General features: G+C 52.0%; 22 protein-coding genes. 13 read left to right on the plus strand and 9 right to left on the minus strand.

All coding sequences use genetic code 11. The annotated features are described in order from the left end of the window. Positions 1-39 precede the first annotated feature (39 nt). The 4 genes from PJE062_RS25350 to PJE062_RS25365 all read left to right on the plus strand — a co-directional run bounded on the left by PJE062_RS25350 (position 40) and on the right by PJE062_RS25365 (position 3852). A complete protein-coding gene (locus tag PJE062_RS25350) occupies positions 40-621 on the plus strand; it encodes a flavodoxin family protein (protein ID WP_008553099.1) in 582 nt (193 codons plus the stop codon). A 132-nt stretch (positions 622-753) separates the two neighbouring features. Then, the gene (locus tag PJE062_RS25355) at positions 754-1797 is read left to right on the plus strand and encodes a patatin-like phospholipase family protein (RefSeq protein WP_008553026.1); all 1044 of its coding nucleotides are present in this window, start codon (positions 754-756) and stop codon (positions 1795-1797) included. A gap of 88 nt (positions 1798-1885) precedes the next feature. Continuing rightward, complete coding sequence (gene mepA, locus PJE062_RS25360; RefSeq protein WP_008553030.1) at positions 1886-2896, plus strand: penicillin-insensitive murein endopeptidase; 1011 nt, start codon at positions 1886-1888, stop codon at positions 2894-2896. Between the two features lie 251 nt (positions 2897-3147). Further along, positions 3148-3852 carry a hypothetical protein gene (locus PJE062_RS25365; RefSeq protein WP_008553040.1) on the plus strand — a complete coding sequence of 235 codons (705 nt, stop codon included), beginning with the start codon at positions 3148-3150 and terminating at the stop codon, positions 3850-3852. Positions 3853-3916: 64 nt separating this feature from the next. On the opposite strand, the gene PJE062_RS25370 is transcribed toward PJE062_RS25365, so the two are convergent. Further along, entirely contained in the window at positions 3917-4444 is a 528-nt protein-coding gene (locus PJE062_RS25370) for a GNAT family N-acetyltransferase (protein ID WP_008553086.1), read from the minus strand. Between the two features lie 398 nt (positions 4445-4842). On the opposite strand from PJE062_RS25370, the gene PJE062_RS25375 reads away from it, so the two are divergent. The 3 genes from PJE062_RS25375 to PJE062_RS25385 all read left to right on the plus strand — a co-directional run bounded on the left by PJE062_RS25375 (position 4843) and on the right by PJE062_RS25385 (position 8282). After that, positions 4843-5586: a hypothetical protein gene (locus PJE062_RS25375; RefSeq protein ID WP_008553081.1), complete on the plus strand. Its 744-nt coding sequence runs from the start codon at positions 4843-4845 to the stop codon at positions 5584-5586. A 129-nt stretch (positions 5587-5715) separates the two neighbouring features. After that, complete coding sequence (lepA, locus tag PJE062_RS25380) at positions 5716-7521, plus strand: translation elongation factor 4 (protein WP_008553078.1); 1806 nt, start codon at positions 5716-5718, stop codon at positions 7519-7521. 182 nt (positions 7522-7703) lie between these two features. Continuing rightward, on the plus strand, positions 7704-8282 hold the full coding sequence (locus tag PJE062_RS25385) for an alkylphosphonate utilization protein (protein ID WP_008553136.1): 579 nt from the start codon (positions 7704-7706) through the stop codon (positions 8280-8282). A gap of 76 nt (positions 8283-8358) precedes the next feature. Here the strand turns inward: PJE062_RS25385 and PJE062_RS25390 are convergent, their stop codons facing one another. The 7 genes from PJE062_RS25390 to PJE062_RS25415 all read right to left on the minus strand — a co-directional run bounded on the left by PJE062_RS25390 (position 8359) and on the right by PJE062_RS25415 (position 13239). Beyond that, positions 8359-9018, minus strand: coding sequence for an outer membrane protein (locus PJE062_RS25390; protein WP_008553124.1), 660 nt, complete (start codon positions 9016-9018; stop codon positions 8359-8361). A 189-nt stretch (positions 9019-9207) separates the two neighbouring features. After that, positions 9208-9492 carry a hypothetical protein gene (locus PJE062_RS25395; protein ID WP_008553112.1) on the minus strand — a complete coding sequence of 95 codons (285 nt, stop codon included), beginning with the start codon at positions 9490-9492 and terminating at the stop codon, positions 9208-9210. Between the two features lie 58 nt (positions 9493-9550). Continuing rightward, on the minus strand, positions 9551-9688 hold the full coding sequence (locus PJE062_RS26445; RefSeq protein WP_008553128.1) for a hypothetical protein: 138 nt from the start codon (positions 9686-9688) through the stop codon (positions 9551-9553). A gap of 89 nt (positions 9689-9777) precedes the next feature. After that, complete coding sequence (locus tag PJE062_RS25400) at positions 9778-10437, minus strand: hypothetical protein (RefSeq protein ID WP_008553113.1); 660 nt, start codon at positions 10435-10437, stop codon at positions 9778-9780. Positions 10438-10576: 139 nt separating this feature from the next. Then, positions 10577-11071: a DUF2165 domain-containing protein gene (locus PJE062_RS25405; RefSeq protein ID WP_008553046.1), complete on the minus strand. Its 495-nt coding sequence runs from the start codon at positions 11069-11071 to the stop codon at positions 10577-10579. Between the two features lie 110 nt (positions 11072-11181). Continuing rightward, complete coding sequence (locus PJE062_RS25410; RefSeq protein ID WP_008553061.1) at positions 11182-12066, minus strand: alpha/beta fold hydrolase; 885 nt, start codon at positions 12064-12066, stop codon at positions 11182-11184. A 258-nt stretch (positions 12067-12324) separates the two neighbouring features. Then, complete coding sequence (locus PJE062_RS25415; protein ID WP_037038273.1) at positions 12325-13239, minus strand: LysR family transcriptional regulator; 915 nt, start codon at positions 13237-13239, stop codon at positions 12325-12327. Positions 13240-13361: 122 nt separating this feature from the next. On the opposite strand from PJE062_RS25415, the gene PJE062_RS25420 reads away from it, so the two are divergent. The 3 genes from PJE062_RS25420 to PJE062_RS25430 all read left to right on the plus strand — a co-directional run bounded on the left by PJE062_RS25420 (position 13362) and on the right by PJE062_RS25430 (position 15825). Continuing rightward, entirely contained in the window at positions 13362-14288 is a 927-nt protein-coding gene (locus PJE062_RS25420) for an SDR family NAD(P)-dependent oxidoreductase (RefSeq protein ID WP_008553073.1), read from the plus strand. Positions 14289-14389: 101 nt separating this feature from the next. Next, a complete protein-coding gene (locus tag PJE062_RS25425) occupies positions 14390-14761 on the plus strand; it encodes a DUF4345 family protein (RefSeq protein WP_008553141.1) in 372 nt (123 codons plus the stop codon). A 617-nt stretch (positions 14762-15378) separates the two neighbouring features. Then, positions 15379-15825 (plus strand): DUF2267 domain-containing protein, encoded by a 447-nt coding sequence (locus PJE062_RS25430; protein WP_008553033.1) that lies wholly within the window; start codon positions 15379-15381, stop codon positions 15823-15825. Here PJE062_RS25430 and PJE062_RS25435 read toward each other — a convergent pair. After that, positions 15822-16706, minus strand: a complete 885-nt coding sequence (locus PJE062_RS25435; protein ID WP_008553039.1) for an AraC family transcriptional regulator — start codon at positions 16704-16706, stop codon at positions 15822-15824. The genes PJE062_RS25430 and PJE062_RS25435 overlap by 4 nt on opposite strands. A gap of 212 nt (positions 16707-16918) precedes the next feature. Between PJE062_RS25435 and PJE062_RS25440 the strand changes: the two genes are divergently transcribed. The 3 genes from PJE062_RS25440 (at position 16919) to PJE062_RS25450 (ending at position 20310) form a co-directional block, all read left to right on the plus strand. Further along, the gene (locus tag PJE062_RS25440; protein ID WP_008553090.1) at positions 16919-17533 is read left to right on the plus strand and encodes an NAD(P)H-dependent oxidoreductase; all 615 of its coding nucleotides are present in this window, start codon (positions 16919-16921) and stop codon (positions 17531-17533) included. Between the two features lie 325 nt (positions 17534-17858). Beyond that, positions 17859-19691, plus strand: coding sequence for a cation:proton antiporter (locus PJE062_RS25445; RefSeq protein WP_008553127.1), 1833 nt, complete (start codon positions 17859-17861; stop codon positions 19689-19691). 190 nt (positions 19692-19881) lie between these two features. Then, positions 19882-20310 (plus strand): hypothetical protein, encoded by a 429-nt coding sequence (locus PJE062_RS25450; protein WP_008553130.1) that lies wholly within the window; start codon positions 19882-19884, stop codon positions 20308-20310. Positions 20311-20319: the final 9 nt, after the last annotated feature.

Consider the following 20319-nt stretch of genomic DNA (forward strand, 5'->3'; position numbering starts at 1 on the left):
CCGGTTCTGTCGATCTTACAGTGCAGAAAAGGAAATACGATGAGCAAGGTGATTGTTGTCTATCATAGCGGCTATGGCCACACGCAGGTTTTGGCGGAAGCGGTGCTGCGAGGTGTGCTGGATGCTGGCGCAGATGCGGAGCTGATGTCCGTTGCTGAGCTCGAGAACGTGAATTGGGAAAAGCTGGCTGCGGCGGATGCCCTTATCTTTGGCTCTCCAACTTACATGGGCAGCGCGAGCGCACCGTTTAAGGCCTTTATGGATGCATCCTCCAAGGTTTGGATGGAACGTGGCTGGGTGGACAAAATCGCCGGTGCTTTTACGGTTTCAGCCTCTCGCAGTGGCGATAAACTGGGAACACTGACACAGCTGAGTGTGTTTGCTGCACAGCATGGTATGATCTGGGTCGGGTTGGATCTGATGCCGGGCAACAATAGCAGTAAAGGATCTGAAGAAGATCTCAATCGCCTTGGCAGCACATTGGGTGTGATGGCACAAGCCAATGCTGATGAAGGTCCTGAGGTGGTTCCACCACAGGCAGACAAAGATACCGCCAAGGCACTTGGTGGCAGAATTGCGAAGGTGGCTGCTGCACTCACCCGAGAGAGCGAGGCGGCTTAACCCTTAATTCACTGCAATCGCAAGTGCTTGGGTTTCTGCCCTGAGAGGTGCCATCTCTTCACCTCATTTTTGGACAAACTCGATACGTATAAGAGCAAATTAAAACACAAGATCACTGTATCGGGTTTGTCTATGAAAAGAAGAAAACGCATTATTCTATCCATTGATGGTGGTGGAGCACGCGGCCTTATTCCAATCCGCTTGCTTCGCGGGCTTGAAACCAAGTTGTATGAGCGCGGCAAGTCTGCACCTCTTTGCAAATACTTTGACTTGATCTGTGGCACTTCCAGCGGTGGCCTGATTGCAGCTGGTCTAACAGCTCCAAATCCTGATCGCGACAAACCCGGCCAACCTGCCATGAGCCTAGGTGACTTGCAGGAGTTTTTTGAAGTTGAAGCTCGAGAGCTTTACGTCAACAACCGTCGCCATTGGCTGCCACGGCGCCTTTACAGCGCGTTTGGGCAGTTCAACAAAGGCATTCAGGAACGCCCGATTGAGCAGGCGATCAAACAGCATATCGGTTGGAGTGCCCTTTCCTGCAGTCTGACTGCTATCTTGCTCACTGCTTATGATCTGAAGAACCGCCGTGTTGTTTCCATGAGCAACAACACCACTGGACGGGATGACTATTACTTTTGGCAGGCCGTGCGCGCGACAACTTCCTCCCCTTCCTGGTTTGAACCTGCCCGGGTTGAAAACCTGACAACAGGTGATGAGGAAATCATGATTGATGCGGCTGGCTTCCTGAATGATCCGGTGCTTGCGGCCTATGCTGAAGCACGGCGCCATGGCTGGAATCCGAAAGACATTATCATCCTCTCCCTTGGCACCGGCAATCCGGTGGAAGAGAAACACAGCTTCACTCAAGCGGTGAACTGGGGCACCAGCGGCTGGCTATCACCTGAAGAAGGCACGCCCTTGCTTTCCAGCTATATGCACGGCCAAACAGCATCCACCGGACAGTATGCGGACGTGTTGTTCAAGGACATGCCGGGCGTGGAATACATTCGCCTGAACGCGGACCTGCCGCACTTTGGCAGCGACATTTACAGCGTTCGCCCTGGTGAAGTGCTTCAGCTGAACCGCATTGCGGATGATCTGCTTTCATCCCACGATACCGAGTTGGACAAACTGGCAGACATTATGGAAGAAAGGCAGGACGGCCCCGGCTTTTAGGCTTCACAATCCTTCTGCCCCTGCTACAACTTCCGGAATGATAAGTTAAAGTGATTCACGTTAAAGGCGTGATCACATCGGAGGGATCATGTTGGGGTTGAAAGGTTATCAGCGCACTGCAGCCATAATCACAGGCAGCATCGTCGCAAGCCTGTTTGCTGCTGGTGCGCAGGCTGTGCCTCTTCCTGACACGAAACCCCAGATTTCCGTTGAAGATTACAAAGAGGCCTTAGGCAAGCTGCCGGAGTTTCCGGGCGCTGCCAAGTATCACTTCGGGCACAAAAAAACGCCTGCAAAAACGCATCCGCTCTCCTTTGGCAGCTATGCAAGAGGCTGCGTGGCAGGCGCTATTGCCATTCCTTATGATGGCGAGAACTGGCAAGTCATGCGCCTTTCCCGCAACCGCAACTGGGGGCACCCGGTTCTCATCGATTTCCTGAAGCGGCTGGCTGCAGATGCACCTTCACTGGGATGGAACGGTTTGCTGGTGGGTGATCTTTCTCAGCCACGTGGCGGGCCGATGTTGACGGGGCATGCCTCTCACCAGATCGGTCTGGATGCGGACATCTGGCTGCGACAGATGCCGGACTATCGTTTCAGCACCAAACAGCGTGAGACTGAGAGCGCGATTTCCATGCTGAATGGCAACCTCAGCAAGCCGGGCGCAGACCGAAAGGTGAATCCAAATCGCTGGACTGATGCACACGCCAAGCTGATCCGCCGTGCCGCGCAGGATAACGGTGTTGCCCGTATCTTCGTGAACCCCACCATCAAAAAAGCACTGTGTGACTTTGAGACTGGCGATCGCGACTGGCTGCGTAAAGTTCGCCCCTGGTGGGGTCACCACTACCACTTCCACGTCCGCATGGCCTGCCCTGCCGACAGCACACAATGCAAGAACCAAGCAGTCCCACCTGCTGGCGATGGCTGTGGCAAAGAACTCACCTACTGGCTCTCCGACGAGCCGTGGGTGCCCAAAAAGCCAAAACCAGGCGAAAAACCAAAACCAGGCGAAAAACCAAAGCCACGCAAACCAAAACCACCGCTTTCCGTAGCAGACCTACCAAACAGCTGCGCGACTGTACTGCGGACGGAGTGAGTTTGGGGTGTTGTTGCTCTTCTGACTATGCAAGAGATGAAATGCGCATTACTAAACACAACAAATAGATATATGTAAAATTGTATTAAAACGCAATAAAAACAAGTATTTGACTCCATAACGCAAGATAAATAATAATCAACCAGCGCATGTAAGCGTTATATTTTGCTACCTACAGATATGATGTCTGCTGGTTCAGTGTATGTGCTGACCTCAATAGCAAATTTCTTTATTCTGTAGAGGCTGTTATTATGGAAGCTAGTGGCGTTCGCCTTTCTTTTTCATTCACCAATTTTGCTGGTAACAATGATCCTGCCCCTATCATGACCCAAAATGAAGTGGCTATCGGATTACTTGAAGATATTGTTCGTTTCACACCTGATAATGAACTGCGCAGAGCAAGTCATGATGCAAAATCTGCTGCAGAAAGCAGTAATGATCCAGCAAAGAAAGCCATTAGCAAAATATTTGAAGTTCTTGTCGGGCTTGATCTTGATGCGATGGATAATGTTATTCAGTCTTATCTTTCTCAACAAGACCGCCAGGCTAAAGCCATTCAAAAATTCTTTGACGTTTCAAAAGAGTGGACCGATCCGAACAGCACAGCTGTACTCCAAAATGTGATGAGTGCCATTTATGCCAGCGCGAAAAGCGGTGACAAGATGGCAATTGAGATTCAACAAGCGATGCGTGATGGCACGCTTATGATGGAAGACATGGCAGATCGGGGTTTTGAAACCGAGTCTAACTACATCGTGTATCTCAATCCCGATGGTGAGTATGTTGTGGGGCTATCTTCGATCAATCATGTCGGCAAGTACTCAAGTGCCGACGAGCTTTTTGCAGATCTAACCTATAGGAATGCAGAAGGGCGAACCATTGATAAAGAAACGGGTCATAACGCATACTACGTTAAAGTTGCTAAGAATCTTGCTTTCTACTTTACTTGGCCTTGAGCTCTTTTTGCCCCAGACTAGTTAGGTTGATGTAAGTTAAAGGGAGCGATGTTGCTCCCTTTCCTTAGTCGCACGCATAAGCTGCTGGGGCTTTATCTTCGTTTAAGATGAGGGTCATCAAGGTGAGGTCTAGCCAGCGGCCGAATTTGAAGCCGACTTGTGGGAGTTCTCCGGTGATCTTGAAGCCAATGCGTTCGTGGAGGCGGATTGAGCCTTTGTTTTCACTGTCGATTGCGCCAATAAGGACATGGCGATCATCCTGTTTTGCCAGATCGATCAGCTTTTCCAACAAAACGGAGCCAGCACCTCTGCCGCGTGATTGCGGTGTTACGTAGACAGAATGCTCCACTGTCTTATTGTAACCAGATTTTTCTCGGAAAGGCCCGTAACTGCCATAGCCGAGTACATCTCCATTCTCATCTTCGGCTACAATGATCGGAAACCCGCCTGCGATCCGCTTTTCAAACCAACTCTCTCGATCTTCCAGCGTCTCCAGGGTATCCGTCCAAATCGCTGCCAGTGTTTTGACGGCATCATTGTGAATTTCCAGAAGTATCGGAAGATCAGATTTGGTTGCATGACGCAGTTTCATGTAAGTTCCTCAAGAGAAAAGTGCTGAGTTAGCTTTGTCACAATTCAAAAAAGACCTCAAGAAAGCATAACAGACAAATACTTGAGTTTATTACAGTATCCCACTGATTGAGGATGTGGCTCTCACATGATCGGCCTAGGCCTTCGCTATGATTTTTAGCGGGCTGTTTGGGTAAGAGGCTCAATAGTTTTCATGGTTGACAGAGGCGGCAGGTTGTCGCCTTCTTTTATATTGCAAGACTACTGATAATAATTTCAAATAATACAAACCTAAAACAAGTTATATCATTGTAATTCATACCTATATTTTACATGTTCTGTGAATTACACCATTAATTACTTGGTAAGACTTGTCTATTTGCGCGAATCTGCCGTCAGGACTTCAGGAGATAGTGCGCAATGGGAAAGCTTTCCTCTACTGTAATCATGTTAGTTTCTGCGTTATTGGCGACAGGAGCACTCTCTGCCCGTTCGTTTGCTGCGGATTTAGCTGAGGCTGCGCAAGCGGCCGCAAAAGAAGCTGCCGAAAAAGCTGCGATGGGCATGTTTCCACTCAAGCCGTATGCGGGGGCAAAGGGATTTGTCTCGTATGCACCAGCTGGTGACTTCTACTCGCCTGGAACTGGGCGAACCAACTTTATCGACTACAACATCGGTTGGAATGCAGCTGCTTTTGGCGGCGTCACCGCGGGTGACTTTGTAAAACTCCAACTCGATACAGGCTACATAAGTAACAACGTCTCGAGCTTATCTGGTGTGACAGATGGGAGTGGATCGGTAGCAGCGGCTTATGTGTTGGCTGGTGTTGTGCTTTCTGCACCTCTTTCACCGCTCACAAAGAAGGTAATCCCATTTGCCGGAATCAGTATCGGTCCAGCCTTTCCAGTTATTGGGGAAATTACAGGACAAATTGATGGATCTCCCTTCACCATCAAAGGCAATCAGGGTGTTGTGGGTGCGTTATTGGCCCGTGGTGGCGTGACCATTGCAATCAATGCAAAGCTTGGCGCTACTCTCGAATATGGGTTCTTTCAGACCGCCGACTTTTCACTTAGCACGACAGATAATATTTCCAGCTCTGGCAGGGCCTCAACAGACATGACGGCGCATTTGTTTGGACTTGGATTTGAGTATCATTTCTAGCCGGATTGCTGCAAAAATCTGAGATCTGGCGGATTGCTATTCACTTTATTGGCTGGAAAACAGGAAAAAAGCGCGTGGGCGCTTATTATGTGCTTTGCCATAGAGCAAAGCAGTGGTAATTGAGCGCCCATGACGACCAAAACTTTGTCCAATATTCGCAATTTCTCGATTGTCGCGCACATCGACCACGGTAAGTCCACCCTGGCCGATCGCCTCATCCAGTCTACCGGCACTCTCACTGAGCGTGAGATGACGGAGCAGGTTCTCGATTCCATGGATATCGAGAAGGAACGCGGCATTACCATCAAGGCTCAAACCGTTCGCCTGATCTACAAGGCGGAGGACGGTGAAGAGTACACGCTGAACCTGATCGACACCCCAGGTCACGTGGACTTTGCCTATGAAGTTTCTCGCTCCCTCGCTGCGGTGGAAGGCTCCCTGTTGGTGGTTGATGCCTCCCAAGGTGTGGAAGCGCAGACGCTTGCGAACGTCTATCAGGCAATTGACAACGACCACGACATCGTGACCGTGCTCAACAAGGTTGATCTGCCTGCTGCAGAGCCAGACCGCATCAAAGAGCAGATCGAAGATGTGATCGGCCTTGACACTTCCGAGTCTGTGATGATTTCAGCGAAGACCGGACTTGGTATTCCTGATGTTTTGGAAGCGATCGTCAAACAACTTCCTGCCCCTGTTGGCAACCCGGATGGCCCGCTTAAAGCCATGCTGGTGGACAGCTGGTATGACACCTATCTGGGTGTGATGGTTCTGGTTCGTATCATTGATGGTGAGCTGAAAAAGGGCGACACCATCAAGATGATGGGTACTGGCGCTGTTTATCCGGTTGACCGTGTTGGTGTGATGACACCAGCATTTGTGGCAACGGACCGTCTTGGACCGGGCGAAATTGGCGTTCTGACGGCTTCTATTAAGGAAGTTGCTGATACCCGTGTGGGTGACACCATCACTCATGACAAGAAGGGCTGCACCGAAGCGCTGCCGGGCTTTAAGCCAGCACAGCCAGTTGTGTTCTGTGGCCTCTTCCCGGTTGATGCAAACGACTTTGAAGATCTGCGTTCTGCCATGGGCAAGCTGCGTCTGAATGATGCGTCTTTCTCTTATGAGATGGAGACATCGGCAGCGCTTGGTTTTGGTTTCCGCTGTGGCTTCCTCGGCCTGCTGCACCTTGAGATCATTCAGGAACGTCTGTCCCGTGAATTCAATCTGGAGCTCATCGCGACAGCTCCATCTGTTGTTTATGAGATGGAGATGACGGACGGCTCTCAGTTTGAGATGCACAACCCAGCAGACATGCCGGATGTTGTGAAGATCAAAGAGATCCGTGAGCCTTGGATCCGCGCGAACATCATGACCCCTGATGAGTATCTGGGCCCAATCCTGAAACTGTGTCAGGATCGCCGCGGTATTCAGGTTGATCTGTCTTATGTTGGTTCGCGTGCTATGGTCACCTATGACCTGCCGCTCAACGAAGTGGTCTTCGACTTCTATGACCGCCTGAAGTCCATCTCCAAGGGCTATGCCAGCTTCGACTACACCATCAGCGAATATCGCGCAGGTGATCTGGTGAAGATGTCTATTCTTGTGAACGAGGAGCCCGTGGACGCGCTGTCCGTGCTGGTGCACCGTTCGCAGGCGGAACGTCGTGGCCGTGCCATGTGTGAGGTTCTGAAAGAGCTGATCCCACGCCACATGTTCAAAATTCCGATTCAGGCTGCCATTGGTGGACGTGTGATTGCGCGTGAGACTCTCTCTGCTCTACGTAAGGACGTGACCGCGAAATGTTATGGCGGTGATGCTTCTCGTAAACGTAAGCTGCTGGATAAGCAGAAGGCGGGTAAGAAGAAGATGCGCCAGTTCGGTAAGGTGGAAATCCCTCAGGAAGCGTTCATTCAGGCGCTGAAGATGGATGACTGAGAAACGCTCGGGCCAATAGGCCCGGCGCAATGATCCAGTGAATCATTGCGAGTTTCGAAGGCACGCTAGTGTAAGCAGCTTTAGCTGCGGCGAGCGGGCAAGCCTTTCTTACCAATCAAAGAATTCAAAGGCGGCCTCTGGTCGCCTTTTTCGTCAATAAAGAGATCTAAAGGCAGATAGCCATGTCACTTGAGAATGACCTGCGCAGCCGCGCGGATAACAAATGCGAGCTTTGCGGTGCGACAGAGGATCTTGCTGCTGTTGCAGTTGGCCCAGAAAGCGATGACAGCGCTGAGAAATCCATTTTGGTCTGCAGCACTTGCTCCGCACAAATGGGCGGTACTGCGGAGCTAGATGTCAACCATTGGCGCTGCCTGAACGAAAGCGCCTGGAGCACAGAGCCTGCTGTTCAGGTGACTGCATGGCGTCTGTTGAACAAGCTTTCCGGTGAAGCCTGGGCACGTGATCTGCTGGATACTTTGTATCTGGATGAAGAGACACTGGAATGGGCACAATCCGGGCAGGAAGCTGCAGATGATGAAGACGCTGTCGTGCACAAGGACACACACGGTGCAGTGCTTTCAGCTGGCGATACAGTCACCCTCATCAAAGACCTGAAGGTTAAAGGTGCAGGCTTTACAGCCAAGCGCGGCACAGCCGTTCGCAATATCGCCCTTGTTCCAGACAACGCCGCTCATATTGAAGGCCGCGTCAACGATCAGCGCATTGTTATTCTGACCGAGTTCGTGAAGAAGTCCTGAGGGGCTTTACCCGTTACTCATTGCAGGTTTTAAAGGGAGCTATGGAGCTCCCTTTTTTTGTTCTCCCAAGCCAAACTCAGAAGTTGTAACGCAAGCCAACCTGAGCGATGTGGCTTTGGAAACTGGTTGTAATATCTGGACTTCCAGCGGGTGCATTTTTTGCACTAAACTCAAAGTCAGCTGACTGCATGAAGTTGTATTCACCGACCACTGACAGATTATCCGTCAACTTGTAGGCAGCCCCTGCATTCAGCTTCAAAAACGGCGTTACGCTCTCCTGAACCTCGTAGGTCTCCGATGGATAACCCCAATGCGCATTATCAATGGTTACTTTGCCCATATCGAATGACGCCAAGCCTGCGCCAATTCCGATAAACGGTGTAAAGCTCTCAGTGAGGCTATAGTCAAAGTAAACGGATGCGGAAGCGTGGACTGCAGAAAAGCTACCCTTCTTAACTTTCTCACCGTCGATTTTATCAAAGCCAGAGCGTAGATAACCGATATCAGCCTGGACTCTGAGGTACTCATTCAGGCGTTTGCCTGCATTCAGGCTGGCGTTAAAGCCAAGCTTTCTCTCAAGGGATGACTTTAGCCCAGGAGCACTCACGTCTTCCTTTGCATTTGACACCAGACCACCGGCAAACCCGACATAAGTGCCTTGCAGAAAATCACCTGCAGAGGCTGGCAGTGCCAGCAGTGTCACAACAGAAAAACAGAGGATCGATTTGATTGTCATAATAACCACTCTCAAAAATTGAATAGTGGTTTTGCGTAGCATGCAGCTCAGGCAGCTACAGTTTTTAACGATAGAACTGCGGCATGAAATTGAGAATTACTAGTCAGTTTATCGTTAAACACTCCCCATTTGGGGTAAATTGCGCTTCAATCAAGCATATTTTGGAAGCCTAATATACTGATTACATGATTATTGCCACTTTTCTTTTGGCGGGCGACCTGATTCTTTATCTTCCATTTCCTGACGCTTCTTTTCCATCTCACGAAGCCATTCTTTGTGCTCCAATACTTGCCGACGTTGATAGTTGCCGTGTCGACGGGAAAGTTCCTCACCATGAACATCTCCCAGATTGTTTGGCTCTTCGCGATGAGGAGAATGGTAGGACAACGGTTTGCGAGTTCTACGGCCACGACGAACATCGTAAATCACGGCAGCGACGATACTGATTGGAATGAGCCAAAGCAGGTAGTGCAAGGGAGACCTTTCAGTTGTAAGAGGTCACGATAACAGGGAGCATTTGCTTACTCAGGTTCTACTCTCCGCCACCATCACCGCCACCGCTGTCGCCACTATCACCGCTAAAGTAACCAGGATCATTACTGGCATCTCCACCTCTTCCCAACAACACAAAAACAACTACGATGATCGCAAAAATAATAAATCCGCTCAAAAAGTCTCTCCAGTTTCTTTCGCAAAACAGCTCCGGTCTTTACCGGGGTCAATTCTTATAGGGTATCTTTAAGAGAAGACTGCGAAAAGTTAGTTCTCTTCATCTTTGCGGTGCAAGCGGATTTGTGAGTGGAGGGTTATTTGCTCTGGTGTGAGGCGCAGGAGGATTTGGTTGTCGGCCCATTGATGCAGGGCTGCGCCGGTGTTTGAGGTGTGGATGCGGTAGTGGCGGCCTCCCTGGCGGGCGTACCATTCTATGCGGTCCTTGTTGAACCACTTATTGGTTTTCAGCGGGTGCAGCATTGTCAGATTGCCGGGGCAATCCGCCAGCAGCAGGTCGATGGCGTTTGTGGCGTTGGTTTCATCAATGATGCGGTGCACTTCGCAGATCTGTGGTTTCTTGATGGTGGCGAAGCGCTTGCCGACGTGGGCATACTCGTTGAAGTGCGCCATGCGTTCATCCTGAGGCAGGTAATCGAACACATGGATGACGCCATCGCAGATGGAAGAGAAGTAGAACGAGCGGTTGGTGTATTGGAGTGTGACCCGTTGCGGTTGGTTGCCGATTTTACGTTGTACGGTGTTGCCGCTGCCTGTCAGGTACTCGTCTCCCCTCTTCTTCTGAAGGGCAAGGCCGAGACCGATCAAGTAGTCATTGTCCAGAAAGCGAGCGGGAATGGACCCGTGCGGCTTCCGGTTGGAAGCGGCTGGTTGACCTGAAAATACATTCCTCCCGAAGCTGGTATCCATGTCTGTTCCCCGTCAACACAAGTGCTCTGTGTTTCAAATGTGAAACAATTCCTAGGTAAAAGCAGTCCTTCAATTGCCTCAGCTGGATAGTCTCAGGCTACATCTCATAGGGTGAATCTGAGGGGTATTTTAGCGGGTCCTAACCGGCCTCTTCGTCCCTCTGATTTACGAAAATGAGGCCGAGGAATGCGATGATACTGATGTTGTAGGAAGTCTCGATTGCCCCGCGCCCTATTGGCGATTGCCAGGCCAGGAACCACTCTCCTGCGCCAACAACGAAGACCACGAACCACAGCAGGATCGCGACGCAAAAGCCAAAGGAAACAACGGATTTGGAGCGATTGAATGCGGCGGCTGGCTTATGGATGTTGGCAAGCATGCGCAGACTGCCGAGGATCAGAAGGAAAGCAATGAAGCCTTCAATTGCCAGGATGATGATTAGGAACGTGGGGGCTGTTTCCAATGAGAAGACAGCACGGAATTTGGGACTGGTGGGGAAGGTGTCCACCATGGAAATGACGGTTTCAATATATGCCAGATTTGCAGGGGCATCCTGATAGTTATTGAAACAGACCATGGCGGCAAACACGCCGAAAGAAAGGGCAATCAAAACTTTGATCAGACGAAGAAGCATGGCGTTACCCGCTTTTTCGCCAGTAGAGCAGATTGAGGCTAAAGGCCGGTTAGGTGCTGCCTTCAGCTCTGGTGTTTTTCATTTGCTCTCTGTTAACGGGCGGAAAGGCCTCAGGAAACCTCCAGAATTTCCGGCCATAGCGCTTCATTTTGCTTGGTGAAGGCTTTCAGATGGCCAACTTCCTTCAGCTCGAAATCTGCTGGATTGAGGGTCTGGCGGATGATCTGCGCGTCTTTGTAGAGCGGCTCCATGCGATCGATGGAGGCTTTGGGGGCTGTTTCATCATCCGTGAAACCGATGATCTTGATCGGGCCTTTGTAAGGGTTTGGGTTCATTTGAGGGAGAACCCCACCGATATCGCTGGAATAGAATGTGGGAGACGTACACCACTTGCGCCACTGCCAGTAAACACCGGCGGGCACATCCGCCCCAAGGCCGAGGGCCTTGCCGGGCAGGTAACCTTTCAGGCGTGTTGCGATTGGGCCCAGCAGATACCAGAACAGGATGACCATGAAGAAGTATGGCAGGTGGTGATCACGCCAGTAGACCTGCCCGCAGGCCACAGTGGTGACCTTGTCGACCTTATCCAGATTGGAATGGAAGGGCAGCATGAAACCGCCGAGGGAGTGGCCGATGACATGCTTTTGCGGTGTGTCCGCTAGCTTCAGCAGAGCATCAAATGCGGCTTGCTGATCAAGCAGGCCCCAGTCCGCCATTGTGGCGGAGGAGTTGCGCGGGTGAGTTTGCTTGGATGCGCCGAAATCCCGGTAATCATAAGTGAGGCACAGGTGGCCTTGTTCGGCAACCCAGCGGGCGAACCGGGCATAAAACAGTTGCGGCACGCCGGTGGCGCCGTGGATGATGACAGAGGACTTGGGATCCCCTTTGGGCCAATAGGCTTTGCCAGTCAGTGTGGCGCCTTCACTTGGAATTTTTACTGTTTCCACGCGCTGCTCACTTTCGGCCATCATGTCTTCCAGTTGCTTCATTGCCATAAACACTCATCGCTAAAACAGTTCATCTGTACGTTCAAACACTTGATCTGCTTTAGCTCTTGTTTTTGCGTATCTTTATCCGAATACCATCAGTCGCTATCGGAGATACTCTGCAGATAGCCGCATAGGATCATATATTAACGTATAGGTAAAGCTGAAAGGTAAAATATATCCCGCGCTTTTAAGAGAAGGTTTCATGAGTTCATTCGTGGGAAATAGGAGACTTCTGAGGGCCTTGCATAGGCCCGTGCTCTGCGATCAGCTGTCGGTTTTCGTACCGGCGACCCAGAACTCGTTGCGGCGGGCGGTGATGCGTTCGGCGACGAAGTCAACGAACAGGCGAACGCGGGCGGTGTTGCGCAGGTCGCGGTGGAGGAGAAGCCAGATGCTGCGGTAAGGCATTGGTTTTTGGAACGGGGCGCGGATCAGTGTCGGATGTCTGTCGCCCAGATTGCAGGCCAGATAGGCCATGCCAAGACCTGCAGCCGCCAGTGAGATGAGCGGCACCAGTTCTGAGACTCTGTGCTTGAGCTTTGCTTTGGGGTAGCAGCCGTTCAGGATCCATGGTGCGGTGGTTTCCCCTTCCGCCTCATGCCAGCCGATGAAGTTCAGACCTTCTCCGCTGTTGTCTTTGATCCGCTCGGCGTATTCGCGTGTGCAGTAGGCAGCCTGAGACATCTGCACCAGCTTGCGGCCCACCACATCCTGTGTGACTTCGTCGGCGATGCGAAAACCGACATCAGCTTCGCGCCGTGTCAGGTCGGCCACGTTGTTGGTAAAGTTCAGGTTCAGATCGATATCCGGGTACTTCTCAGCAAACAACACCAGATCATCCATGATGGAGGTCATAGCCAAACCGTGGGGCATAGTCACGTGGATGGTGCCTTGAGGCTTGGCATCGCGGCCGACGATGATGCGGGAGGCGGTGGCCATTTCGTCTTCCACACGCTCGGCATAAGGCAGCAGAGCTTCGCCCAGTTCCGTCAACACCAGTCCGGCTTTGGAGCGATCGAACAGGCGGCTGCCGACACGCTCTTCCAGCACCTCCAACCTGCGGGCCAGAGTTGTGTGGTTGACGCGGATGAGAGTTGCGCCCCCACGGATGGTGCCGCTGCGGGCCACAGCAAGAAAATACTTCAGATCATCCCAGTTCAATGAATAGTTTTCCTGCATGGCTTTGAGCATTTCCGGCGGTTCAAATTTGGAACATAGCGTCCAGTTTTACCCATCTACACTTCAAAATTCAACCGGACTAGATTTTCTGCATGAGCAAATGAACAGCAGGAAACGCAGCGATGTCTCCGATCAAATCCGTTTTAATTACCGGTGCGAATGCAGGGTTGGGCCGTGAGGCCGCTCGGCAGCTCGCAAAGGTCAGCACCATCGAAAAAATCTACCTAGCCTGCCGCAATGAGGCCAAAGCTCAGGCTGCCAAAGCAGCTCTTGAAGCAGAGGCTAAGCGCGAGATCTTCGAGATCATCCTCATGGATGTAATGGACCCCGCCTCCGTGCGTCACGCGATCAGCCAGATGACAGCGCCAGTCGATGCATTGGTCCTGAATGCAGGCGGTGTGGGAGGCCGGTCTCCCAATGGCATGACCGCACATGGTGTGACCAACATTTATGCCGTGAACATGCTGGGGCACGTGGTGCTGGTGGATGAGATGCTGGAGCGTCAGCTGATCACGTCCACAGTGCTTTACGCAGGCTCTGAAGCTGCACGCGGCATTCCAAAGATGGGTGTTACCCGCCCAGCGCTGAAAGAAGCATCCGTAGACGAGTTTCGCGCCATGGCGGATGGGCGCACGTTTACTGAAAAGAGCGACCCGATGGATGCCTATGCGAGCGTGAAGCTTATTGGCGCACTCTGGATGTCCTCCATGGCACGGCAGCACCCGCATGTTCGCTTTGTGACCATGAGCCCGGGCGGCACCACGGGCACCAACGGGTTCGACGATATGCCTTTCCTAAAAAGGCTGTTCTTCAAACACGTAGGCGGTTTTCTGATGCCTCTATTGGGCATGATGCATGGCGTTGAAGATGGCGCGAAGCGCTACGTGGACGGCATTCTGGACCCAAAATTCAAGAGCGGTGTTTTTTACGCCAGTGCTGGCGAAGGTGCTGTTGGCAAGCTCGTCGATCAAAGCACTCTTTTTGCTGATCTTGGCAATCACAGTTTTCAGGACAACGCCAATCAGGCTGTCCACCAACTGGTCTCATGACCTGAAGCAGCTTGCCTGCATTCCTTCTTACTATGCGTATCTGCGAGACCCCGTTTCCATTCCCCGGAGATACGCCCAATCCTTTTAAATGGAGAGATACAATGGAAATCGCATATCAAATTATGGTTGGCGCCCCGACACTTATGCTGCTTGGCCTGGGCACCGTTTCAATGTTTGCCCCTTCCCGCATGACCAAGAATTTTGCGCTTGAGCCGATTGGCGTGGCAGGGCTGAGCACCATTCGCTCCGTCATTGGCGGGCTGTTTCTGGCGAGCGTGGCGCTGCTGATCACCGGTTATGTGACGGCACAGCCTCAGGCTTACGTTGCTGTTGCGATTTTGCTGGGTGTTGTGGCTGTGGGCCGTGTGGTTGGCTTGATGGCTGATGGTTTTGTGAAAGAGGTCATCCCACCTCTGATCGTGGAACTGGTGCTGATCACTGCACTGCTTGGCGCGTTCTTCCGCCCGTTCTGAGTGCAGACATGAAAAAGGCGGCAGAGCTAGAGTCCCCCTATACCCTAGCTCTAGCCGCCTGTCATTGCGGGTTGTTGCAGGCCCCCTTCCGTCCTTAGAAACCTACAACCCACACATCCGGCTGGATGTCACTGTCATTCCTTGCTGATGTCCGCATCCATTCCAGCGATTACGCTATCAGCCGGTTTGTTACGTGAAGCAAACTCAGAAACCACAACCATCCCAAGGATTGCTAAGAATACACAAATGAATAATGCCAAGCCGAAAGTCATATTCCCTCCACCTCAATGACAATCAAAGCGTAGATAGCAAATTGACCTATGTCAATACGAATTTATAATTTGACTAATGTGAAATTTACTCATGGTCACAACGGATATTCTTTTTGCATTTCATTCTGCGATGCACAATTTAGTATAATTATTTCTTTTATTATTCTTATCTCTATTTCTTCTAGTGTTTCACCTGCCTTTACTCAGCACCATAGTACATATACGTAGAATACCTAAGTTAAATCGATTTAGATCGCATTCGAAAATCGAAAGCTTTTGCAGCGCGAAAACGTGGGTTAAGCTCATGCATCAGCTGACCACCCATATTTTTTCGGAGGTACTTTCATGCCCATGCCTCAGGAATATCAACTCGCATCACAACAATACGAAGCCTTCCTTCTGGATGCCATGGAATCGATGGATCTGGTGACACGCAACCGCACTTACACCTGCGTGCAGGCCACGTTGCTGGCCTTTCGGAAGCGTTTGACTGCGGAGCAAGTGCTGGCCTTTGCCGATACCCTGCCTGTCGTGCTGCGTGCGATCTTCACGTCTGGCTGGAGTCGGGATGACTTTAATCCTGAGTTTGGCACCATGGAGGACTGGGTGGCGGATGCCAAGGCGCTGCGCAGGCTTCACAACTTCTCAGATGACGAGACTCCGGCAGGCGTCGCCAAAGTCCTGCGCCGCCATGTCGACCTGCCTCATTTTGAGCAGGTGCTACAACAGATCGGCCCTGATGCCATGCGGTTTTGGGGATTTAAGAGCACTGCTGAGGCAGAGGCCTCCTAACGGGCAATGCTTTCCCGAGCTTTTGCCGCTGTCGTTCCAAAATGCACTTTAAAGTCCCGGCTGAACTGCGAGAGGCTTTCATACCCAACCTGCGTTGCAGCCTCATTAGCACGCTTGCCTTCATAAAGGATCAGGCTGCGGGCATGGTTCAGGCGCAGTTTCTTGAGGTATTGAACCGGCGTTTCACCCGTTGTGCTGCGGAAGGCACGATAGAAGGCTGAGGAGCTCATCCCGATCTCTTTGGCGAGCTGATCCACGGAGTACTTGCCTGCCAGATTACCGCTCAGTTTTTGAAGAACACGGGCAATGCGCGCGCTTGGATTGCCCTGATTGCTCAACATCCTCAGGACGCTGCCGTGGCGATCATTGAGAGCACGATAATGCAGCTCACGCACCAACCCTGCCCCCAGCACAGAGGTATCAACCGGTGAAAGCAAACAGGCCGTCAGGCGCTCGACAACGTCCTGCATATGATCACTCATGGCCACCGGCTCTGCACCCAGTTTCGTGGTGGTGTTGGAGACAACAGGGTCATCAACCTTATTGATAAGCTCCAGAAGGAGTGAGGTGTCCAGATCCACGACCAGACCTGAGAGGGGATTTTCCGGGCTTGCTTCTGTTGAGCATTCAAAGGCCAGCGGCAGACCAACGACCAGATAGTTGTTTTCATCATACTGGAAGCTCAGATCACCCAGGTAGAGAGACTTCCTGCCTTGCCCGATGATGATGATACTGCTGCCGTAAACCAATGGCTCCCGTGGCAATGGCACCGTGCTGTGAAACACGCGCACTCCGGGCAAAGAGGTTTCAGCAATCGCGTTATCATCCCCCATATGAAAATGGTCTATGAGGTCATTCATAGGTTGGCGCAGGGTGGTCATTCGGCACGTCCAATTCTCGTAGTTGCCAGTATAGTGCAACAAACTTGCCGGTAGAGACAGCCATCCTCAGCGAGAAGGCAGAATCCAGCAACAAATTGGCTAGATACGGCATTCCCCAAAATCGTTGAAGCCACAATATTTGGCGCAACGCGGTCGCCAGGCATCCCAGGCACATCCGGCGTCTCGCACATGACACGACCTAGGAGATACCGATGAACATCCTCATCCTGAATTGCCACCAACACTACGCCTTTTCCGAGGGTAAGTTGAGCCAGACGCTGGTTGAGCGCATGAAGGTGCAGCTTGAAGCTATGGGCCATGCCGTGCGCACTGTGGCGACCTCCGGTGAGTTTGCCGTTGAGACCGAAGTGGCGAACCATCAATGGGCTGATACGGTCATTTTACAAATCCCGGTGAACTGGATGGGTATTCCGTGGAGTGCAAAGCGCTACATGGATGAGGTTTACACTGCAGGTACAGCAGGCGCATTTTGCAACAATGATGGCCGCACCAGTGAAGCGCCTAAAAAGAACTACGGCAACGGCGGCACGTTGACGGGTAAGACCTATATGCTCTCCCTTACGTTCAACGCTCCGAGTGAGGCATTTGACGATCCTTCAGAGTATCTGTTTCAGGGCAAGTCTGTAGACGATCTGTTTTTCCCTCAGCACATGAACTTCCGCTTCTTCGGCATGACAGGCTTGCCGACATTTGCTTGCTATGATGTTCTCAAAAATCCTGAGATTGAGCAGGATTTTGAGCGGCTGAGCACTCATCTGAATGCAGTATTTGAGAAAAACTCTGTCACAGATAAAGAACTTGTATAGTCCGCGAAGGAGGTAATCTCCCTCCCCCACGACGAGCTCACTCGTCGTTGTATGCCGTCGTCAGTCTCCGCGCTGATGGCGGCTTTTTTCATTACCGGGCCTACGCGGCACAATGAGAGCCTCAACGCGACGGACGTTTCAATGGAGACCTTGTTTATTTGGCTCATGCCTATAAAAACTTAAGCATGATCCAGTGGTCGATGTGTGCTGAACTTCAGCGCAGAGTTTGAGTTATCGGCTCTTTGTTGATCCGGGTGGAAGGACGGTTCCAACCGGGTTTGCGCTTTCGACCACACACCTGCCACGGCTACAGAGGGTATTGACCGTGACCGACTTTCTTATTCTCGCCTTTGTCTTTCTGGTTGCGGGCGTCATCTCTGTGCCGATTGCTTCGCGTTTCGGCCTTGGGTCTGTGCTGGGTTATCTGATTGCCGGTGTTGCCATAAGCCCGATCCTGTCGGGGCTGAATGTGGACGTGGTTGGGGTTCAGCACTTTGCCGAGTTCGGCGTGGTGATGATGCTGTTTCTGGTTGGGCTTGAGTTGGAACCAAAGATGCTTTGGTCCATGCGCCAGCGGTTGCTTGGACTTGGCGGTTTGCAGGTTGGTTTGACCACTGTGCTGGTTATGGGCGCGGCCATGTTGCTGGGCCTCTCCTGGAATGTAGCGTTGGCGAGTGGCGTACTGCTTTCGCTGTCCTCAACCGCCATCGTGCTGCAAACACTGAGTGAAAAAGGCTTGTTGCGATCAGACGGAGGACAGGCCAGCTTTTCCGTGCTGCTGTTTCAGGACATTGCCGTCATTCCAATCCTTGCGCTTCTACCACTGCTCGCCCTGCCAGAGCTTGCTGGTATTGCCGGAGATGTTGCTAGTCATGGTGCCCATTCGGGGGCAGAAGAAGGTGGCAGCTTAAGTCTGGTGGAGGACTTGCAAGGCTGGCAGGCGGCGCTGGTTACGATTGCTGCGATTGCCGTTGTTATTGCAGGCGGTTTTTATCTCACCCGGCCTATCTTTCGCTACGTTGCCATGGCGAATCTGCGAGAAGTTTTTGTGGCGACTGCGCTGCTGTTCGTGATCGGCATTGCCTTGCTGATGACGTTGGTCGGGCTATCGCCGGCGCTGGGAACGTTTCTGGCCGGTGTTGTGCTTGCAAACAGTGAGTATCGACACGAGCTGGAGAGCGATATCGATCCGTTCCGCGGTTTGCTGCTTGGGCTATTTTTCATCACCGTTGGCGCTGCCATCAACTTTGAACTGCTACTGGCTAATCTGGGTATCACGCTGCTGCTCACGATCGGTCTAATCGCGATCAAGCTTTTCGTGTTGCTGGTGTTGGCACGTCTGTTCCGGCTTAAGGGTAATGCTAAATGGTTGTTTGGTCTCAGCATGGCGCAAGCAGGTGAGTTTGGCTTTGTGCTGATTTCCTTCACGGTGGCCAATCATGTTCTTCCGCAGGCGATTGCTGATCAGCTGTTGCTAGTCGTTGCTATGTCTATGGTGCTGACACCAGCGCTTTTCATTGTGTACTCGCAGGTGATCCAACCGCGGCTGGCCTCCAAAGATGAGTTGCCTGCCGATGAGATTGCTGAGAAGAGGCCGATCATCATTGCCGGGCATGGTCGGTTTGGCGGTGTCATCAATAACATGATGCGGACAGCAGGCTACAAGACAACGGTTCTGGATTACTCCTCCGCTCAGCTGGAGATGCTGCGGGCTTATGGCCTTCGTGTGTTCTTTGGGGATGCAACGCGGCCAGACTTGCTGCTCGCTGCGGGGATTTCTGAGGCTCGCTTGTTTATCGTTGCGATTGATCAGCGGGAGGCTGCCACGGAGTTGGTGCGCCACGTGCGCAAGCATCATCCGCAGGTGAGCATTGTGGCGCGTGCGGTCAATCGCCATCACGTCTACGAGCTTTACGCAGCCGGCGCCCACCACATCATCCGCGATACCTTTGACAGCGCCGTCCGCGCGGGTCGATCTGCCTGGGAAGAGCTAGGCATTCCCAAAGACAAGGCCGAGGAGATGGCGCAGGACTTCGTGAGAGAAGACAAGCAAGTTCTTAGAGAACTGGCGGAGCATTATGACCCGACCGTGCCAGCCCACGAAAACACCGAGTACATCAACCGCGCCCGTGAGCTGATTTCGAAGCGGGATCAGTAGGTGGAGGTGTCAGGAAGGTCTGCGACGACACAGAACAACATCGGAAAACCTGTGCCTTCTATCGCAGGTTCGTTGACTGGGTTTGGCGGCTGAGGCAGGGAGACGGGGTTTTGCCAGCCTTCCCAAAGGTTTGGGGTCTATTGTGGCTGGGTGTTCTTTGATTGAGTGATGTGAGCTGGATGTTTTGAGTATGTTTTTGAAGTACTCTGGGTTGGTCGTTTGTTTGTTGCTGGCTGCTTGCAACGGAGAAGACCAGACGACTGCGGTTTCTGATGTGAGTGCGACCAGTGTTGCTGAGAATGTTGTCAGTGCCTCTCAACCGCGTTCTGTTGTTATCGAGAACATCCAGATTGCCTGGCAAAAGGCATCGGCATTGGAAGAGCGGCTTGGGTCTGAGAGGAGCCTGATGTCAGTCACGTTCACTGAAGTTGATCCGCAAAGCCATACGCCCATCGCCTCCCCGCGCCTTTCCGTGAAAGAGAGGCTGTCGCTGGCAGAAGCGGCGATCAGGCAAGCGCAGGGGTGTTATTATCACGGCTATGACCCTGCTACCAACGCAGTTGAGGGTTTCATGTGGGAGGAGCTCGACAACATCATCGTGGTGTTGGCTGAGTGCTGATCGAGCTCA

Origin of the sequence: Pseudovibrio sp. JE062 (genome assembly GCF_000156235.1) — a bacterium.
Lineage (GTDB): Bacteria > Pseudomonadota > Alphaproteobacteria > Rhizobiales > Stappiaceae > Pseudovibrio.

Excerpts from the sequence above, each read along its gene's own strand:
- PJE062_RS25350 (WP_008553099.1), top strand. The coding sequence starts at position 40 with ATGAGCAAGGTGATTGTTGTCTATCATAGCGGCTATGGCCACACGCAG.
- PJE062_RS25355 (WP_008553026.1), top strand. The coding sequence starts at position 754 with ATGAAAAGAAGAAAACGCATTATTCTATCCATTGATGGTGGTGGAGCA.
- mepA (WP_008553030.1), top strand. The coding sequence starts at position 1,886 with ATGTTGGGGTTGAAAGGTTATCAGCGCACTGCAGCCATAATCACAGGC.
- PJE062_RS25365 (WP_008553040.1), top strand. The coding sequence starts at position 3,148 with ATGGAAGCTAGTGGCGTTCGCCTTTCTTTTTCATTCACCAATTTTGCT.
- PJE062_RS25370 (WP_008553086.1), bottom strand. The coding sequence starts at position 4,444 with ATGAAACTGCGTCATGCAACCAAATCTGATCTTCCGATACTTCTGGAA.
- PJE062_RS25375 (WP_008553081.1), top strand. The coding sequence starts at position 4,843 with ATGGGAAAGCTTTCCTCTACTGTAATCATGTTAGTTTCTGCGTTATTG.
- lepA (WP_008553078.1), top strand. The coding sequence starts at position 5,716 with ATGACGACCAAAACTTTGTCCAATATTCGCAATTTCTCGATTGTCGCG.
- PJE062_RS25385 (WP_008553136.1), top strand. The coding sequence starts at position 7,704 with ATGTCACTTGAGAATGACCTGCGCAGCCGCGCGGATAACAAATGCGAG.
- PJE062_RS25390 (WP_008553124.1), bottom strand. The coding sequence starts at position 9,018 with ATGACAATCAAATCGATCCTCTGTTTTTCTGTTGTGACACTGCTGGCA.
- PJE062_RS25400 (WP_008553113.1), bottom strand. The coding sequence starts at position 10,437 with ATGGATACCAGCTTCGGGAGGAATGTATTTTCAGGTCAACCAGCCGCT.
- PJE062_RS25405 (WP_008553046.1), bottom strand. The coding sequence starts at position 11,071 with ATGCTTCTTCGTCTGATCAAAGTTTTGATTGCCCTTTCTTTCGGCGTG.
- PJE062_RS25410 (WP_008553061.1), bottom strand. The coding sequence starts at position 12,066 with ATGGCAATGAAGCAACTGGAAGACATGATGGCCGAAAGTGAGCAGCGC.
- PJE062_RS25415 (WP_037038273.1), bottom strand. The coding sequence starts at position 13,239 with ATGCAGGAAAACTATTCATTGAACTGGGATGATCTGAAGTATTTTCTT.
- PJE062_RS25420 (WP_008553073.1), top strand. The coding sequence starts at position 13,362 with ATGTCTCCGATCAAATCCGTTTTAATTACCGGTGCGAATGCAGGGTTG.
- PJE062_RS25425 (WP_008553141.1), top strand. The coding sequence starts at position 14,390 with ATGGAAATCGCATATCAAATTATGGTTGGCGCCCCGACACTTATGCTG.
- PJE062_RS25430 (WP_008553033.1), top strand. The coding sequence starts at position 15,379 with ATGCCCATGCCTCAGGAATATCAACTCGCATCACAACAATACGAAGCC.
- PJE062_RS25435 (WP_008553039.1), bottom strand. The coding sequence starts at position 16,706 with ATGACCACCCTGCGCCAACCTATGAATGACCTCATAGACCATTTTCAT.
- PJE062_RS25440 (WP_008553090.1), top strand. The coding sequence starts at position 16,919 with ATGAACATCCTCATCCTGAATTGCCACCAACACTACGCCTTTTCCGAG.
- PJE062_RS25450 (WP_008553130.1), top strand. The coding sequence starts at position 19,882 with ATGTTTTTGAAGTACTCTGGGTTGGTCGTTTGTTTGTTGCTGGCTGCT.